Here is a 16988-nt window from a genome sequence, read left to right as displayed (position 1 = left end):
CACATCACGAGGATCTTTCGCGCATGGCAAAGCATACGGCACTCATCGAATGGAGCAGCAACGGCAGCAAGTTCACCGACAACCGTTATAGCCGCGCGCATCAATGGACGTTCGACGGCGGCGCAGTGGTGCCTGCATCGAGTTCGCCGCATGTCGTGCGCGTGCCGTTCTCCGATCCGGCGGGCGTCGATCCTGAAGAGGCGTATGTCGCGGCGCTGTCGAGTTGCCATATGCTGTGGTTTCTGTCGATTGCCGCGGAGCAAGGTTATGTCGTCACGTCGTATCGCGACGAAGCCGAGGGCACGATGGCGAAGAACGATGCGGGTAAGGAAGTGATCACGCGTGTCGTGCTGAAACCGGCCGTTGCGTTTGCGGGCGCGAAAGCACCGAGCGATGAAGCGCTCGCACATCTGCATTATCTCGCGCACGACGCGTGTTTTCTCGCCAATTCGGTGAAGACGGTGATCGATGTTGAAGGGAGTTGGAGCTTCGAACAGGTTTGATTTGCGTTCAAGCGCAATAGCTAAACACATATGTCTGTGTAGCAAGCTTGACTTGTTTCTTTCATATCGGCGAGGCCAGATGATTCGCATCAGCGCGCCTTAAGCATTGCGCTTTATGATGCACGGCCTCGTTTCGCGACACTGCCGGTAAGCATGTCGCTTTTCGCCAGGTGTAATTCACGATTACCGGTTCATTCGACTCGCGGATCGGCCGACACGGTATTTTTGTCGCTATTCAGAATGCTAATAAGGAACAAGTTCGGCATTCAAAACGAGACAAATTACCGGTGTGTTCAGATCGCCACAGTCACTCTCGATGAATGTAAAGGATCGTTACTCACGTAACGGGCGAAATGGCGCACGAGTACCGCGCCTTCCTTCTTCTCACGTCGTCTACAGCGCGCCTCGCGCCATGACTGCCGTCGTCACGCACACGCAATCGCCAACCTGCCGTTGCACATAGACGTTTTCAAACAGTAACAACCCGCGATATTGACGAGACCATGATTCCATTAACTTTTTGAGTAACCGATCGCGGCCGTTGTACGGGGGGCGTGAAGCAGTCGGTACTTGTTCGATCAATTCGAGGCGGGTCAACCGATCACATCATGAACCTGAATCTGAAAAGGCTCTATCACGTATGCAACCCTGAGCGTGCATGTCTCGACGGCAATCTTCCGTCGCTGCAATGGCGCATTCGTTGCATCGATATCCGTGAACGCCAGGGCGCCGCATTGCTCGCCAATGATCGCGCCGCGGGTCTGATCGAATTTCCGTCGTTGAGCATTCCCGCCGATCTGAATGAAGTCGACGAACTTACGCGAACCAGCGCGGCGATCAGCTGGGTGGCTGTCGTCACCAACGCGCATCTCAATGATCCGGAAATCGGACGGATCGTGCGCACGCGCTGCGTGAGTTATATCCGCTTGCCCGCGGCGGCAGAGATGGTTGCTCAGGAACTCGATCGTGCGTACGAGATGTCAGCGGGCGACGGGAGCGAACATACGAGCGCGAACGCGGGATCGGTCGCGCTGATCGGCGCATGCGCGGCGATGAGCGACGTGCGTGCGGCAATACGCAAAGCGTCGGAACATGAACGGCCTGTGACGTTCATCGGTGAATCGGGGAGTGGCAAGACGCTGGTGGCGTCGTCGATCCATCGGGGTTCGTCGCGCCGCCAAGGGCCGTTCGTGTCGATCGATTGTGCAGCCTTCGCGCCGGAACGCGTGGAAACGGAATTGTTCGGGGAATCGGGCGACGAGGAGATCAGAGTCGAAGAGGGCAATCAGCGTTCGCGCCTCAGCATGGCGGAGGGCGGCTCACTGTATATCGATGGTATCTGCGAACTGCCGCTGTCGGGACAGCAGCGTCTCGCGGACATGCTCGATACGGGGGCGCGCAATGTGCGCATCATCTGCTCGACACATATCGACTTGCAGCGCGCTGCAGACGAACATCGTCTGCACGCGCGTCTTTTCTCGCGGCTTTCACCCGACACGATCACGATTCCGCCGCTGCGCGAACGCGGCCCCGATATCCGCTTGCTCGCCACGCATCTGCTGAAGAGCTTTCGCTCCGATTCCCGCCATGGGGTGCAAGGTTTTTCCGTGTGCGCGTGGGAAGCCTTCGACGCGCACACCTGGCCCGGCAATCTGCAGGAAATGATCAATCGCATCCGCCATGCGATCGTTGCCAGCAATGGCACGCTGATCACAGCCGTCGATCTGGGTTTCGATCAGACCGCGAGCGTACCGATGATGAGCGCGTCCGACGATGACGACGACATTCCCGAGTGGGATGCCGTCGAACTGGCCATCGCGCGAAATCAGGGCCGGCTCGATGCCGCCGCGACGGAGCTGCACATTTCCAGGGTGTTGCTCGCGCGCATGCTGGCCTCGGACTCCCGGCGGTCGGTGGCGACCCCGGGCGAGTTGCGGATGGATTCCGCCTAAGCGCCGGAAAGGCGCTCGCCTGCAAACAGGCGATAACCGCAATGCGCTTCACGAACAGTTACACAAACCTTTTTTGTGTAGCACCTTGTCACATATCTGCGCGCTATGCTTGCCGTCAACGTCGCGGCGCACTTTTCAAGCGTACCTACCCTGATTATTTTCGCTTCGTTATTGGCTATTTTTTACGGATTTTTTTATTCCGTCCTATGTGGTATGTGGTATTTCCGGAACCTTCCCTGACCCATGAAAGAGCCCTATCGCGCCGTTCACCGCTATCCGCGTAACGACTCGGGACGTGACTTCGTCGTGGGCGATCTGCACGGCTGCTTCGCGCAGTTGCGCACGGAGCTGGAGGCACGCCACTTCGACCCGCAGCGCGACCGGCTGTTCGCCGTCGGCGATCTCGTCGATCGTGGGCCGCAATCGGATAGGGTGCTGGAGACCGTCGAGCAGTTCGGGATCAAATCGGTAAAGGGCAATCACGAAGACGTGATCGTGCGCTGGCATGCCGGCGAGGAGCAGGCGCTTTCGCTGCTGGGCAACGGCGCCGACTGGCTGCTCGACAGAGCCGATGACCGGGACTGGGTCAAGGCGATCGCCGCTTACATGGCGTCGCTGCCCTATCTGATCGAGATCGAAACCGAGCACGGGCTGGTCGGCATCGTGCATGCGGATTCCCCCGTTTCGGACTGGAACCGGCTGGTTGCCGATATCGAAAGAGAACGGGCGGACGGCAAGACGCGCCGCAAGGCAATCTGGTCGCGCACGCGCTGGAAGGCGCATCAGCCGCATCCTTCGCCGTCGCGCAACACGTTGCGCAGCCTGCTGGACAAGGCAAGGCACAGTGTGCGCGGAGAGGCGCATGTGGTAGGGCGGATCGAGAACGTGACGGCCGTGATCGTCGGCCATACGCCCGTAACGGCCGTCACCGCGAAGGACAACGTGATCAACATCGATACGGGCGCTGTCTATGGCGGCAAGCTCACGATCATGGATCTTGCCGACCTGCCGAAGTGGATCGACGTGTCGCCGCGTTCTTCTGTTGCCGCGGACGAGCCGGGTTGGCGCGAGCCGGTTATGGCGAACAGTGCCGTGAGCGCACAAGCGCCTGTGGTGAAAGTGGGGATTGCAAGCGCTGACGTGGCCGCAAGCGAGCATGACGTCGCGCTAGCGGAACATCCTGCACCGTCGGACATTCCCTCTGCAACGGCGGCGCGTCGTGACGACCTGCAAAACGAAGCGCCACGTCTCGCGCCCGAATCCAGACCCGCGCCTGAACCGTTGACGCCGTTCGTGTCGAACGGCATGCACATCACTGTACGCATGAGCATGCACAGCATGGTGAGCGAGTTGCAACAGGGCGCGAAAACCGTCGCCACGCGTCGGCGATAGCGGCATTCAATTCGGCAGCGCGTGACGCGCCGTATCCATTCCAAGCCGTCTGAGCAGATCGCGTCCACGCGCGCTGATCTGCAGTGCGGCACTGCCGCCGCGAAGCTCGTGCACTTCGACGAGTTCGTAGTGGCGTAATGCAAGTACATCCGGGTCGAGCGATTCGATACGGCGTTCATTGCCATTCAACAGCATGAGCGTCGCCAGTTCGTGAGGGCTCAACATCAGGACACCTCCGTGGACAAGTGAGCGAGCAGTCCGGACATGCTAGTCGGATGACACGACAGTTTGACTACGGGTGTGTTTCATCACGTTACGCGGTTACGTGTTTGACGGTGGCGAAAGGCAGCGGCTAGTCCCGCGCATGCGAGGCATGCGCGAATGGCGCGGCGATAAATCGACGATGAGCGTGTAACAGGCTTACGCACGGGTAAGCCCGTAACAGCATCTGGAAAGCACACGCGCTTGCTTGCGCGGCGCTAGCGAGCGTCGTCGGCTGCGACGCGCCAGGCAGGCGCTTCGTCATCGACATGCGACACCAGCGTTTCGAGCGACAGACCTTTCGTTTCAATACCCATCACCCACACGGCCAACGCCGCGACGCCGAACGACAGTGCGCCGAGCGTGAACACACCACCTTGTCCGAAGATGGGCAGCACCACGCCGACCGCATAGGGGCCGATCAGCGAGCCGACACGCCCTATCGCCGATGCAAAGCCGGACCCCGTTGCTCGTGCACCCGTGCCGTAGAGTTCGGGCGTGTACGTGTAGAGCACGGCCCACATGCCGAACAGGAAGAACTGCATCGCGAGGCCGGTGCAGATCAGCAGCGTCACGCTGTCCGCGTGCAATGCCGTCTGGCCGTATGCATAGGCCATCACGCCGCCGCCGACCAGCGACGCAATACACGTCGGCTTACGCCCCCATCGTTCGACGAGCCACGCGGCACACAGAAAGCCCGGCACGCCGCCAAGCGAAATGAGCACGGTGTAGAGCACCGACTTCGTGACGGCGAAGCCTGCCTGCTGCATCAATGCACCGAGCCACGACGTCAGGCCATAGAAGCCGAGCAGCGCGAAGAACCACAGCGTCCATACCATGATCGTGCGGTTGCGGTAGGCCGCGCTCCAGATCTCACGGAACGCGCCGTGCTTCGAAGGCGCGGCCTGATCGGCGAGCGTCGACGGTGCGGGCAGCGAACGCAGTCCTTTGGACTTCATTACCTTCGCTTCGATCTGGCCGAGCACGGTGTCGGCCTGGGCAAGACGTCCGCGATGTTCGAGCCAGCGCGGCGATTCGGGGACGATGCGCCGCACGATCAGGACGAACACGGCGGGAATCGCGAGCAATGCGAACACGGTGCGCCAGCCGAAATGCGGCAGCACGAAGAACGACACGCAGCCCGCCGTGATGAAGCCGAGCGGCCAGAAGCCGTCCATCAGCGCAACGAGCCGTCCGCGCGAAGCCGTCGGCACGAATTCGGACAGCAGCGTTTGCGCGATCGGAAACTCCATGCCCATGCCGATGCCGAGCAGCACGCGATAGACGATCAGCGCATCGACGCTTTGCGCCGTCGAACACAGATACGACGCGACGCCCCACAGCACCATGCTCCACTGAAAGACCGGGCGTCGTCCGAAGCGATCCGCGAACAGTCCCGCGACGGCCGCGCCGAGCACCATGCCGAAGAAGCTCGCGCTCGCGACGAGTCCCGCCATTGCGCTCGACAAACCGAACTCGGTCTTGATCGAGCCCAGCACGAAGGTCATCGTGCCGAGATCGACGGAATCGAAGAAGAACGCAATCGCGATGATGAGGAAGATAGTACGGTGATAGCCGGAAAACGGCAGGCGTTCGAGACGCGCGGCGGCGCTGGGTCGTGCGGTGGTCGGCATGTCATCCTCGGGTGGAGGTTGGAAGAGGCCGGTGGTCCAGCGAAGCAGCTTGCTTCGAGGGCCGGCTCGTTCCAGTAGATGCCGCCATTAATCCGTCATATAGAACAGATTCGGCATTGGAATGGAATGTGTGCGCCATTTGTAATGACACACACGTTCACTCATTGCGTATGCGCGGCCACGCTCCGTGCCGGTGCGCGCGCAACATTCTTTGCGCCGCGTGCCGGTGCGCCGTTCGCCACATAGTAGGGCGCGTTGGAGCGCGCGAGCGGATCTCGCCCGCGAATGCGGTCCGCGATTTTCTCCGCGAGCATGATGGTCGGCGCATTCAGGTTGCCCGTCGTGATGCGCGGCATGATCGAGGCGTCGACTACGCGCAGTCCTTCGAGACCATGCACGCGTCCTTCGCCATCGACGACGGCCATGTCGTCGTAACCCATCGCGCACGAGCACGACGGATGAAAGGCCGTCTCGGCACGCGCGCGCACGAACGCATCGATCTGCGCGTCCGTCTGCAATTCAGCGCCGGGACTCAGTTCGCGTCCACGGAAGCGGTCGAGCGCCGGCTGCGCAATGATCTCGCGGGTCACGCGGATCGCGTCGCGGAATTCGCGCCAGTCGAGCGCTTCGGACATGTAGTTGAAGAGAATCGACGGATGCGCGTGCGGATCGCGCGAACGCAGCTTGACGCGTCCACGGCTCGGCGAGCGCATCGAGCCGACGTGCGCCTGAAGGCCGTGCATCTTGATCGCATTGGTGCCGTTATAGTTGATCGCCACGGGCAGGAAGTGATACTGGATGTTCGGCCACGGGTCGTCGTCGCGGGTGCGGATGAAGCCGCCTGCTTCGAAATGATTGCTCGCGCCGATGCCCGTGCCTTTCAGCATCCATTCGATGCCGATGGCGGGCTGATTGCGCAGCAGCAGTGCAGGGTAGAGCGACACGGGTTCCTTGCACTCGTACTGCATGTACATCTCGAGATGATCCTGCAGGTTCTGGCCGACACCGGGCAGATCGAGCACGACGGGAATGTCGAACTCGCGCAGCCATGCGCCGGGCCCGACGCCCGAGCGTTGCAGGATTTGCGGCGATGCAATTGCGCCGCCGCACAGCAACACTTCTCGGCGCGCATGCACGGTAATGCGCGCGTCGCCGTCCAGATACACCACGCCTTGCGCGCGCTTGCCGCTAAAGAGAATGCGGTCGGTGGTCGCGTGCGTGACGATCGTGAGGTTGGGCCGTTGCTTTGCCTGATCCAGATAGCCACGCGCGGTGCTCGCGCGGCGGCCGTTCGCCGTCACCGTGCGGTCCATCGGACCGAAGCCTTCCTGCTGATAGCCGTTGAGGTCGTCGGTACGCGGATAGCCCGCCTGCACGCCCGCTTCGACCATCGCTTCGAAGAGGGGATTCACGCCCGGTTTGCTGGTCGTTACATGCACGGGGCCATCGCCGCCGTGATAATCGTTCGCGCCGATATCACGCGTCTCGGCCTTGCGGAAGTACGGCAGGCAATCCAGATAAGCCCAGTTTTCAAGGCCTTTTCGTACGGCCCAGCCGTCATAGTCGAGTGCGTTGCCGCGGATATAGCACATGCCGTTGATCAGCGACGAGCCGCCGAGTCCCTTGCCGCGCCCGCATTCCATGCGGCGATTGTTCATGAACGGCTCGGGGTCCGTTTCATAGGCCCAGTTGTAGCGGCGTCCCTGCAACGGATACGCAAGCGCGGCAGGCATCTGCGTGCGAAAGTCGAAGCGATAGTCGGGGCCGCCCGCTTCGAGCAGCAGCACGGTCACGTCGCGGTCTTCCGTCAGGCGCGTCGCGAGTACGTTGCCCGCCGAACCCGCGCCGATGATGATGTAGTCGTACTCTTTCGCTGCCATGCTGCGCTCCCTCAAAACACGGGCTGATATTTGCCCAGTTCGACCTGGATGGACTTGATGCGCGTGTAATGTTCGAGTGTCGTGATGCCGTTCTCGCGGCCCACGCCCGATTGCTTGTAGCCGCCCACAGGCATTTCGGCGGGCGACTCGCCCCATGTGTTGATCCAGCAGATGCCTGCTTCGAGCTGGTGAATCACGCGATGCGCGCGCGACAGGCTCTCTGTTACGACGCCTGCAGCGAGGCCGTAGATCGTGTCGTTCGCGCGCGCGACCGCGTCGTCTTCGTTCGCGAAGGCCAGGATGCTCATGACAGGGCCGAAGATTTCCTCGCGCACGATCTTCATGTCGTCGCGGCAATTGGAGAATACGGTCGGTTGCACGTACTGTCCGCGAGCGTAATCGCCGTCGGTGAGGCGTGCGCCGCCTGTTACGAGCCGCGCGCCTTCCTTCTTTCCGCTTTCGATGTAACCGAGCACCTTGTCCAGTTGCGCCGCGCTTGCGAGCGGTCCGAAATTGGTCGACGGGTCCGACGGCTTGCCAATGCGAATGCGCTTCACGCGCTCGATCACGCGTTCTTCGAAGGCCTGTTGCACCGATTGATGCACGAACACACGTGTGCCGTTCGTGCATACCTGGCCCGCGCTGAAGAAGTTGGCGGTGACGGCGATGTCGGCGGCGCGGTCGAGGTCCGCGTCGTCGAACACGATCAGCGGCGACTTGCCGCCGAGTTCCATCGTCACTTCCTTCAGCGACGAACCGCCCGCCATCGACATCACCTTCTTGCCCGTTTCGACGCCGCCCGTGAACGAAACCTTCGCGATGCCGGGATGGGCGCTCAGCATCGCGCCGACGCGGCCGTCGCCCTGAACGACGTTGAACACGCCGGGCGGCACGCCTGCTTCGAGGTAGATTTCCGCGAGCTTCGACGCGGACAGCGGCGTCACTTCGCTCGGCTTGAAGATCATCGCGTTGCCAGCAGCGAGCGCAGGCGCGGATTTCCAGCACGCGATCTGGATCGGATAGTTCCATGCGCCGATGCCCGCCGTCACGCCCAACGGCTCGCGCCGCGTATAGACGAACGACTCCGTGCGCAGCGGAATCTGCTGGCCTTCGATGGCTGTCGCGAGGCCCGCGTAGTACTCGATCACGTCGGCGCCCGTGACGATATCGACGGCGCGGGTTTCGGCAATCGGCTTGCCCGTGTCGCGCATTTCGAGTTCGGCGAGCACGTCGTTGCGCTCGCGCAGCAACTCGACGGCGCGGCGCAGGATACGCGAACGCTGCATGGCCGTCATCGCGCCCCATGCGCGCTGGCCTTCCCGCGCCGATTGCACGGCGCGGTCGATATCGGCTTCGCTGGCTTGCTGGACATGTGCGAGCAGTTCGCCCGTGGCTGGATCGAAGCTGTCGAAAGTGACGCCGCTCGTGGCGTCGACATATTCGCCGCCGATGTAGAGACGTTGCAGGCCGTAGGCGGGCATCTGTTTTCTCCTTGAAATGCGGGTGTTCGTGGTGCAGCGCGTTATGAGCCGCTTTGCGCGAGCAGCAGATCGATGTAGTCGTTCGCGAGGCGCAGCGCCGCTTTGGTATCGAATGGATCGCCTGACAGCGCGCCGCGCAGCCACAAGCCGTCGATCATCGCGGCAAGACCGCTGGCGGCGCGCCGTGCCGACGCGCGCGGCAGTTCCTTCGCAAACTCCGCGCAGAGGTTCGAATAGAGACGCCGTGTGTTCACGCGTTGCAGACGGCGCAGGGACGGCTCGTGCATGCTTTCGGACCAGAACGCGAGCCACGTCTTCATTACCGGGCCGCTGACCTGCGAGACGTCGAAATTCGCTGCGACGACGGCGCGCAAACGCGCGCGCGGCTGAGGCTTCGCAGCGATGCGGCGGCGCGTCGTGGCCGCCCACAGGTCGCGCAGGATATGGCGCATGGTCGCTTCGAGCAGGCCGTCCTTGTCGCCGAAATAGTGGCTGACGATGCCCGTAGAGATGTTCGCGCGCTGCGCAACGGACGCGAGCGTCGTGCCCGACAGACCGGACTGGTCGATCGTGAGCAGCGTGGCGTCGATCAGTTGCGCGCGACGCACTTCGCGCATTCCGACTTTGGGCATGGATGACTCGTAACGCTTCCGAAAGTCGTCACTCTAGTGGTTTTTTATTGAACGTTCAATCAACAAAAACCGTGCAAACCGGCTTTGTCGGTTTGGGGAAAACGCGTGTCGGGTTTTGAACACTGGCCGATGGGGCAAAGGGGCTAACCTCGACTCAGCGCCTATTTGCGCATTCAGACGAAAATGGAGACGAGACGATGAGCAGCAATCGCGGTGTCGTGTATCTGGGGCAGGGCAAGGTCGAAGTGCAGTCGATCGATTACCCGAAGATGGTCGATCCGCGCGGACGCGCGATCGGTCATGGCGTGATCCTGAAAGTGGTGTCGACCAATATCTGCGGCTCAGACCAGCATATGGTGCGCGGCCGCACGACGGCTGAAGTCGGCCTTGTTTTAGGGCACGAGATCACGGGCGAAGTGATCGAGGTGGGCCGCGACGTCGAGACGCTGAAAATCGGCGATCTGGTCTCCGTGCCGTTCAACGTGGCATGCGGCCGCTGTCAGACGTGCAAGGAGCAGCACACGGGCGTGTGCCTGAACGTGAACCCGTCGCGTGCCGGCGGCGCTTATGGCTACGTGGACATGGGCGGCTGGATCGGCGGCCAGGCCGAGTACGTGCTGGTGCCGTATGCGGACTTCAATCTGCTGAAGTTTCCCGACCGCGACCGCGCGATGGAAAAGATTCGCGACCTCACCTGTCTCTCCGACATTCTGCCGACGGGTTATCACGGAGCCGTGATGGCGGGCGTGAAGCCGGGGTCGACGGTGTATATCGCGGGCGCGGGCCCGGTCGGCATGGCGGCCGCCGCGTCGGCGCGTTTGCTGGGCGCGGCCTGCACGATCGTCGGCGACATGAACGAAGAGCGACTCGCGCATGCGCGGGCTGTCGGCTTCGAAACGGTCAATCTGTCGAAGGACGCGACGCTTGGCGAACAGATCGCGCAGATTCTCGGCAAGCCGGAAGTGGATTGCGCAGTGGACTGCGTGGGCTTCGAGGCGCACGGCCACGGCAGCCACGGCTCGCGCGAGGAAGCGCCTGCCACGGTGCTCAATTCGCTGATGGACATCACGAAGGTCGCAGGCGCAATCGGCATTCCCGGCCTCTACGTCACCGACGATCCGGGCGCTGCCGATGCGGCGGCCAGGAAGGGCAGTCTGTCGATTCGCTTCGGCCTCGGCTGGGCGAAGTCGCATTCGTTCCACACGGGACAGACGCCCGTGATGAAGTACAACCGCAATCTGATGCAGGCGATTCTGTGGGACCGCCTTCCCATCGCGGATATCGTCAATGTGTCGGTTATTTCGCTGGACAACGCGCCCGATGGCTATCGTCAGTTCGATGGCGGCGCGCCGCGCAAGTTCGTGCTCGATCCGCATGGATTGCTGAAGGCTGCATGATGCGAACTGGAGGGTTCGCATTGGGCAGGTAGCAGGTCGAAGTCTCCTCTGTCTTCTGTTGTGGACGATGCTGCGTTTCCTTTCGCGAGGAACGCAGCATTTTTTTGTTCATCAAGGCAATGGGAGTGCGAGGGCCGACCGTTAAAAGTCGTGCCGAATCGAGAAGGTCGCGCCTCTTTCGTGGGAATGATTGAGGTTCAAAAGCGGATTTGCCCGGAAGCTCCAGTCGTCGTCACTGGCGGCCGTGGGCGGAACGTTTTGCGGGTCGGCCGGAACGCCGAAACCATAGACGGGCAAGTTTGGCGGCTGGCCGGCCTGAAGGCTGTCGAGCGGGGCGAGATAAGGGTTGCCCGGCGCGCGTCCAACGCGGAACCGCTGTTTGCCCGGCGCGATGCCACGGTTGTCAGGCAGGCCATAAGCCGAACTAGCCAGTTGCATCGAGTTCTTCATGACGTAGCGATGCACATGACGTTGTGGCGCATACGGCGATGACGCAATGACGGGATATGAGTAAAACAGGATAAATGGGGAATCCCTTTCGGACGTTCCATGGACGCGATCGTTCGCGAATGAAGTGCCGCTAATCAGAAGCAATAACGCACCGGCAATCCAGCGAGCTGGATTGCGGTGCGTCACGGACATGATCCAACCGAAGACGGAACTAATCACACTACCGGCCACCCTGGTCCATTAGAACCCTCACCGGTTAAGGCATCGATAATCCGGTTTAGTTCTTTTTATATTGCAGGTAAAAAATACGGCCGATTATCCGCACGCGCCAATTTCCCCACACGCCGTGCAAAAATCGCACCCATCCTTGCGGATCACCGCATTTGCGCCGCAATTGCCGCATTTACGGCCATGCATCGTGCGCAATTCCTGAGCGCCGCGCTGTTCCTCTGCTGCGTCTTCGATTGCGGAGAGTGTGTGATCTGCCGTCGACGCATTGGGATTCGTATGCCCGAGCGGCAGGCGTGCGAGCATACGCGAGGGCACCTGGTTGCCTTCCGCATCGAGAAAGCCGCGCCGATGCAGTATCTGCTGAAGCGCGTAAGCGAGCGCGGCGACTTCCGAATCGTGCCAGCGCGGCGAATGGTGTCCGTCGATCCGCTGCACCTCACCGAGCCTGACCTGGCCTCGGTCCCACGACACCTTGCGCAGATCCTGCAAATTGCGCGCGACAAAACCGCCGCGCGCGGCAAGCGACAGCGAGCGCATCGTCGCGGTGATCCATTGCTGCGACTCGTCGCGCTGACCGGCGGGAATGAAGAACTCGATGGGCCGTTCGATCGTCACTTCCTCGCCGCCGACGCGTCCCGTCACCTCGATGAACGACGCGGCCAGATACAGCGACTTCTTGCCGGCGGCCGTCAGGTATTCCACTTTCTCGATGATCGCGGGCAATTCCCCCCTTGGTCGATGATCGATTGCGACGCGCAGCGGATCGAGATCGATTTCCGCGAGGGCATCGTCGGGCGTGGCGGCGGGTTCCTGCGTCACGCTGAGCACCGCGCCGAGCGTTTCGTTCGGCCGATACGTCGCAAGACCTTTCAGACCGCTTTTCCATGCATCGAAATAGAGGGTTTCGAAAGCGTCGAACGGATAGTCGGCGGGTACGTTGACGGTCTTCGAAATGGACGTGTCGATATACGGCTGCACGGCCGCCATCATGTCCAGATGATCGCGCGCGGACATTTCGAGCGCGCTGACGAAATAGTCCGGCAGATGGGCGACATCGCCGCCAAGCTCACGATAAAGACGGTACGCATGATCTTCGACCGCGAACTGCTCGCGGCTGCCGTTCGCCATCACCTTCATGCGCGTGTACGTCCACGAGAACGCCGGCTCGATACCGTTCGATGCGTTGTCCGCGAACGCCAGGCTGACCGTGCCCGTCGGCGCGATGGAGAGCAGATGGCTGTTGCGAATGCCGTGCGTGCGGATGGCGTCCTTGATGTCATCGGGCAGGCGCGACGCGAACGTGCCTTCTTCCAGATATTGCTTTGCGTTGAAGAGCGTAAACGCGCCGCGTTCGCGCGCGAGCTCGACGGATGCGCGATACGCTTCGTCGCGCATCAATCGCGCGATGCGCACCGCGAAATCGCGGCCTTCCTGCGAGTTGTAGCGCAGTCCCATCATCACGAGCGTGTCGCCGAGTCCTGTGAAGCCGACGCCGATACGGCGCTTCGCCCGCGACTCATCGTATTGCTGCGGCAGCGGCCAGAGCGTCACGTCGAGCACGTCGTCGAGAAAGCGTACGTGGGTGCGCGTGCGTTGCGCGAGCGCGTCCCAGTCGAACGACGGCGTGCCGCCATGCCGCTGCGCGAACGGATCGGTCACGAAGCGCGTCAGGTTCAGCGGACCGAGATTGCAACAGCCGTAAGGCGGCAGTGGTTGCTCGCCGCATGGGTTTGTCGCGCGGATCGTTTCGACGGCGCGCAGGTTGTTGTCGTCGTTCATACGCGAGATGAATACGATACCAGGCTCTGCGATATCGTAGGTCGAGCGCATGATGCGATCGAAGATCTCTTTCGCGCGCCGTTCGCTGTAGACCCACATGCCGTCGTCGCGCTTATGCATGTCGTTGGCCGTACGCATGGCCGGCGTCGGTTCCGCGCGATGCACGAGTTGCCACATCTCGTCGTTCTCGACGGCGCGCATGAATTCGTCGCTGACGGCGACGGACACGTTGAAGTTGTTCCAGCGGCCTTTCGAATGCTTGGCCTCGATGAATTCGAGCAGATCGGGGTGCGTGCAGTCGAGCACGGCCATTTGCGCGCCGCGCCGGGAGCCGGCGCTTTCGACGGTTCGGCAGGACGCGTCGAATACGTCGATATAGCTGCAAGGTCCAGACGCTGACGAGCTGGTCGTTTTTACGCGCGCGCCGTGCGGGCGGATTGCCGAGAAGTTGTAGCCGACGCCGCCACCGCGGCGCATGGTTTCGGCGGCTTGCAGCAGCGCGACGTAGATGCCGGGCAAGCCCTGGTCGTCGACGCCTTGAATACTGTCGCCGACCGGTTGCACGAAGCAGTTGATCAGCGTCGCGGCGATGCCTGAGCCTGCGGCGCTCATGATGCGGCCTGCACCGAGTGCGCCGTTCTGGAGGTTCTCGACGAAGCGCGCCTCGATTGCGGGGCGCAGGGCCTCGGGCTCGGCCATGGCGACTCCGCGCGCGACGCGGCGGTAGACGTCGTCGGCGGTTTGTTCGTCGCCCTTGGCGTATTTTTCTTGCAGGACGTCGAGGGAGAATTGCTGCGGCGCGATGGGGGTTTTGCGTTGGTCTGGGTGTTGTCGTTGTTGTGGTTGTTGCAGTTGCTGCAGTTGCGTCGGTTCGTTGTCGGTATCAGCCATGAGGAGCCTCAGAGGCAGTGGTGCGCGACGCCCGGTCGCTGTGAGGGTTCACCTTATCTCACTACGCAGGGGTGTGCAAACCGCACACGGACGGTTTTTGATGTGGGGTGAATGATTTTGGTTTTTCGCGGAGTGGGGTGGTTTTGGGGTGTTTTCGCTGGCATTGCTGTGCACGCGGTTTGGTTTGCTTGAGTTTGAGCTGGCATCCGCGCTTTGCCTTCGTGCTTCAAGCGTCGCCCCTGTGCGGGGCGGCACCTACTTTTCTTTGCCGCCGCAAAGAAAAGTAGGCAAAAGAAAGCGGCTAACACCGTCAGCGCTAATTGTTGCCTGAGGGCCCTCAACCGGTCCTACGCTTCACACGGCAGTGCCCAGATTGGTGTTCGTTGCCAACGCTTCGAATGAACGCCTCACCCACTTCACGCACCCGCACAAGAGCAAGCGGCAGCGAATGGTTTGCGCCGCCCAGGTGGCAAACTGTGTGTAGGTTGTCGCGTCGTATAGCCTGGCGCTCTTACATGGAGGTATGCGCGTGCTATCGGTCCGAAGTGAGGCGTGCGAGGCACTACGGCCTACACACAGTTTGCCACCTGGGCGGCGGAGGAATATCTGGCACGGCATGGTGAAGCGCGGGTGCGTGAAGCGGGTGAGGCGCACCGCAAGAGCGTTGGCAGCGAACATGGGTCACGTGATTGCCGTGTGAAGCGTAAGACCCTTTGGGGGCCCTCAGGCAAACACACGTGCTGGCGGTGTGAGCCGCTTTCTTTTGCCTACTTTTCTTTGCGGCGGCAAAGAAAAGTAGGTGCCGCCCCGCACAGGGGCGACGCTTGAAGCAGGCAAAACAAATCGCGGATGCCAGCGCAAAGGCCAAAAAACCCAACCGCCTGCGCAGCAAACACCGCCACGCGGATCCCAGCAAAAACCTAAACAAACCAACCAGCGTCGCAGACAATCAAAAAACCATCACGCATGCACAGTAACCCCACCAATCGAATTACTAATCACCGCATGCGCAAGAGGCGCGACTTGCTTGCGCCGCTCCCGCGTAGGAGCAGTACCAAAAGCATCCCGATAGCTCTTACTAAAATGACAGGCAGACTGAAACCCGCAAGCCATCGTGATATGCATGATCGACATATCAGTCTGCAACAAAAGCTCCCGCGCACGCCTTAACCGCAAAGTCAGATAGTAATGAGTCGGCGTCATCCCAAGATGCTCACGGAACAACCGCTGCAACTGCCGTTGCGACATATTCGCAAGTCTCGCGAGTTCCTCGCGCGAAAGCGGCTCTTCGATATTGTTCTCCATCAAAGCAATGACTTCGAACAACGACTTGTTCGCCGACCCAAGCCGCGCCACCAATGGCATCCGTTGCTGCGCGTTGTTGTCGCGCACATGCTCGACGATGAACTGCTCGGCAATCTGCGTGACACGCGGCGTGCCGACGCGCGCGGCAATCAGGTTCAACATCATGTCGAGCGGCGCGACCCCGCCCGTGCAGGTCACGCGATCGCGATCGATGACGAAAAGCTCTTTCAGGAACCGAATGTCAGGAAACTCTTCCTTGAGCGCCGACATGTTCTCCCAGTGAATCGCGCACGCATAACCCGCGAGTAATCCCGACTTGGCGAGCGCATACGTGCCCGTGCACAGGCTGCCCAGCGCGACGCCCGCCCGCGCGAAGCGGCGCAGCGCCGACAGATGCTCGGGCGTGGTCACGCGTTGCACGTCGGTGCCGCCGCATACGAACACGATATCGGGCGTGCCCACGCAATCGGCCGGGCCAGTATCGACAGACAGACCGTTGCTCGCGCTGACAGGGCCCCCGTCCGGGCTGATGATGGACCAGCGGTAAAGCGTTTGCCCGCTCAGATAGTTGGCCATGCGCAGCACCTCGATCGCATTCGTGAACGCGATCATCGTGAAGTTGGGCAGCGGCATGAACGCGAAGTGCGACAACGACGCGGTTCGATCGGGGGACATGGTTCGGGCGTTCCTTCTGCTCGATGTTCTGTTACGGCCGAGTGGGGAGACGGCCTTTCTTATTCTGCGAGTGAGCGCAACAAGCATGCCATACGGCTAAACCCTGGCTGGATAACCTCGATGCGGCAGTGCATTCGCGCGATCGCACCGGCGCTGTGCAATGCCCGCACTGTCTGCGAGCCTGTCGCGCTCTCAAGCGGTGCCGTTTGCGCGAACAAATAGTAACCGGGCGCTGCGATGCATCATGGCGTAAACACATCAATTTACTCCATTGACACTGCTGATAAGCACGACCGGTCGCTTTCCATCACTTGTCCAAAACGGACTTGCATGGCGGAAAAGGCAAAGAACGCGTCTGAAATCATAAATTGACCGGACAGGCGAAAGACAAGAATAGAGTCGTCGGTGGAGGTGGTGCAAAGCCAGTCCAGTCAAGGGATAGCGCGGAATCTGACAGTTGGCCTCGCACTCGCTTTTCGCTTTTCGCTTTTCAGTCATTAAATGTCCACTGAAGATCAACCAGGT

The 16988-nt window shown here is 61.3% G+C and carries 13 protein-coding genes; 5 read left to right on the top strand and 8 right to left on the bottom strand.

Annotation, left to right across the window (positions count from 1 at the left end; all coding sequences use genetic code 11):
* Positions 1–23 precede the first annotated feature (23 nt).
* From SB822_RS21390 to SB822_RS21380, 3 genes are all read left to right on the top strand, one after another.
* The gene (locus tag SB822_RS21390) at positions 24–503 is read left to right on the top strand and encodes an OsmC family protein (protein ID WP_410855581.1); all 480 of its coding nucleotides are present in this window, start codon (positions 24–26) and stop codon (positions 501–503) included.
* Between the two features lie 608 nt (positions 504–1111).
* Positions 1112–2455 carry a sigma-54-dependent transcriptional regulator gene (locus SB822_RS21385; RefSeq protein WP_410855580.1) on the top strand — a complete coding sequence of 448 codons (1344 nt, stop codon included), beginning with the start codon at positions 1112–1114 and terminating at the stop codon, positions 2453–2455.
* Between the two features lie 243 nt (positions 2456–2698).
* The gene (locus SB822_RS21380) at positions 2699–3847 is read left to right on the top strand and encodes a metallophosphoesterase (RefSeq protein WP_410855579.1); all 1149 of its coding nucleotides are present in this window, start codon (positions 2699–2701) and stop codon (positions 3845–3847) included.
* 6 nt (positions 3848–3853) lie between these two features.
* Here the strand turns inward: SB822_RS21380 and SB822_RS21375 are convergent, their stop codons facing one another.
* From SB822_RS21375 to betI, 5 genes are all read right to left on the bottom strand, one after another.
* Positions 3854–4072 (bottom strand): hypothetical protein, encoded by a 219-nt coding sequence (locus SB822_RS21375; protein ID WP_086915863.1) that lies wholly within the window; start codon positions 4070–4072, stop codon positions 3854–3856.
* Positions 4073–4326: 254 nt separating this feature from the next.
* Entirely contained in the window at positions 4327–5742 is a 1416-nt protein-coding gene (locus tag SB822_RS21370; RefSeq protein WP_410855578.1) for an MFS transporter, read from the bottom strand.
* Positions 5743–5903: 161 nt separating this feature from the next.
* Positions 5904–7622, bottom strand: a complete 1719-nt coding sequence (gene betA, locus SB822_RS21365) for a choline dehydrogenase (protein ID WP_410855577.1) — start codon at positions 7620–7622, stop codon at positions 5904–5906.
* A gap of 11 nt (positions 7623–7633) precedes the next feature.
* Positions 7634–9103 carry a betaine-aldehyde dehydrogenase gene (gene betB / locus SB822_RS21360; protein ID WP_410855576.1) on the bottom strand — a complete coding sequence of 490 codons (1470 nt, stop codon included), beginning with the start codon at positions 9101–9103 and terminating at the stop codon, positions 7634–7636.
* A gap of 41 nt (positions 9104–9144) precedes the next feature.
* Positions 9145–9735, bottom strand: a complete 591-nt coding sequence (gene betI, locus SB822_RS21355) for a transcriptional regulator BetI (RefSeq protein ID WP_007590103.1) — start codon at positions 9733–9735, stop codon at positions 9145–9147.
* A 197-nt stretch (positions 9736–9932) separates the two neighbouring features.
* Here betI and fdhA point away from each other — a divergent pair, with 197 nt between their 5' ends.
* A complete protein-coding gene (gene fdhA, locus SB822_RS21350) occupies positions 9933–11132 on the top strand; it encodes a formaldehyde dehydrogenase, glutathione-independent (RefSeq protein WP_007590102.1) in 1200 nt (399 codons plus the stop codon).
* A gap of 141 nt (positions 11133–11273) precedes the next feature.
* Here fdhA and SB822_RS21345 read toward each other — a convergent pair whose 3' ends face one another.
* Together SB822_RS21345 and SB822_RS21340 are read right to left on the bottom strand one after the other, a co-directional pair.
* A complete protein-coding gene (locus tag SB822_RS21345) occupies positions 11274–11774 on the bottom strand; it encodes a hypothetical protein (protein WP_410855575.1) in 501 nt (166 codons plus the stop codon).
* A gap of 123 nt (positions 11775–11897) precedes the next feature.
* A complete protein-coding gene (locus SB822_RS21340; protein ID WP_410855574.1) occupies positions 11898–14483 on the bottom strand; it encodes an adenosylcobalamin-dependent ribonucleoside-diphosphate reductase in 2586 nt (861 codons plus the stop codon).
* Between the two features lie 824 nt (positions 14484–15307).
* Here SB822_RS21340 and SB822_RS21335 point away from each other — a divergent pair.
* On the top strand, positions 15308–15460 hold the full coding sequence (locus tag SB822_RS21335) for a hypothetical protein (protein WP_158660539.1): 153 nt from the start codon (positions 15308–15310) through the stop codon (positions 15458–15460).
* Here the strand turns inward: SB822_RS21335 and SB822_RS21330 are convergent.
* Positions 15444–16463 (bottom strand): GlxA family transcriptional regulator, encoded by a 1020-nt coding sequence (locus SB822_RS21330; protein ID WP_007744920.1) that lies wholly within the window; start codon positions 16461–16463, stop codon positions 15444–15446. The genes SB822_RS21335 and SB822_RS21330 overlap by 17 nt on opposite strands.
* Positions 16464–16988 lie beyond the last annotated feature (525 nt).

Source organism: Paraburkholderia sp. SIMBA_054, assembly GCF_046534875.1.
GTDB classification, from domain to species: domain Bacteria; phylum Pseudomonadota; class Gammaproteobacteria; order Burkholderiales; family Burkholderiaceae; genus Paraburkholderia; species Paraburkholderia hospita.
The sequence above is the reverse complement of the archived record's forward strand: the minus strand, read 5'-3'. Positions and strand labels throughout refer to the sequence as shown.

Coding starts and splice junctions, on each gene's coding strand:
- SB822_RS21390 (WP_410855581.1), top strand. CDS start 24: ATGGCAAAGCATACGGCACTCATCGAATGGAGCAGCAACGGCAGCAAG.
- SB822_RS21385 (WP_410855580.1), top strand. CDS start 1,112: ATGAACCTGAATCTGAAAAGGCTCTATCACGTATGCAACCCTGAGCGT.
- SB822_RS21380 (WP_410855579.1), top strand. CDS start 2,699: ATGAAAGAGCCCTATCGCGCCGTTCACCGCTATCCGCGTAACGACTCG.
- SB822_RS21375 (WP_086915863.1), bottom strand. CDS start 4,072: ATGTTGAGCCCTCACGAACTGGCGACGCTCATGCTGTTGAATGGCAAT.
- SB822_RS21370 (WP_410855578.1), bottom strand. CDS start 5,742: ATGCCGACCACCGCACGACCCAGCGCCGCCGCGCGTCTCGAACGCCTG.
- betA (WP_410855577.1), bottom strand. CDS start 7,622: ATGGCAGCGAAAGAGTACGACTACATCATCATCGGCGCGGGTTCGGCG.
- betB (WP_410855576.1), bottom strand. CDS start 9,103: ATGCCCGCCTACGGCCTGCAACGTCTCTACATCGGCGGCGAATATGTC.
- betI (WP_007590103.1), bottom strand. CDS start 9,735: ATGCCCAAAGTCGGAATGCGCGAAGTGCGTCGCGCGCAACTGATCGAC.
- fdhA (WP_007590102.1), top strand. CDS start 9,933: ATGAGCAGCAATCGCGGTGTCGTGTATCTGGGGCAGGGCAAGGTCGAA.
- SB822_RS21345 (WP_410855575.1), bottom strand. CDS start 11,774: ATGTCCGTGACGCACCGCAATCCAGCTCGCTGGATTGCCGGTGCGTTA.
- SB822_RS21340 (WP_410855574.1), bottom strand. CDS start 14,483: ATGGCTGATACCGACAACGAACCGACGCAACTGCAGCAACTGCAACAA.
- SB822_RS21330 (WP_007744920.1), bottom strand. CDS start 16,463: ATGTCCCCCGATCGAACCGCGTCGTTGTCGCACTTCGCGTTCATGCCG.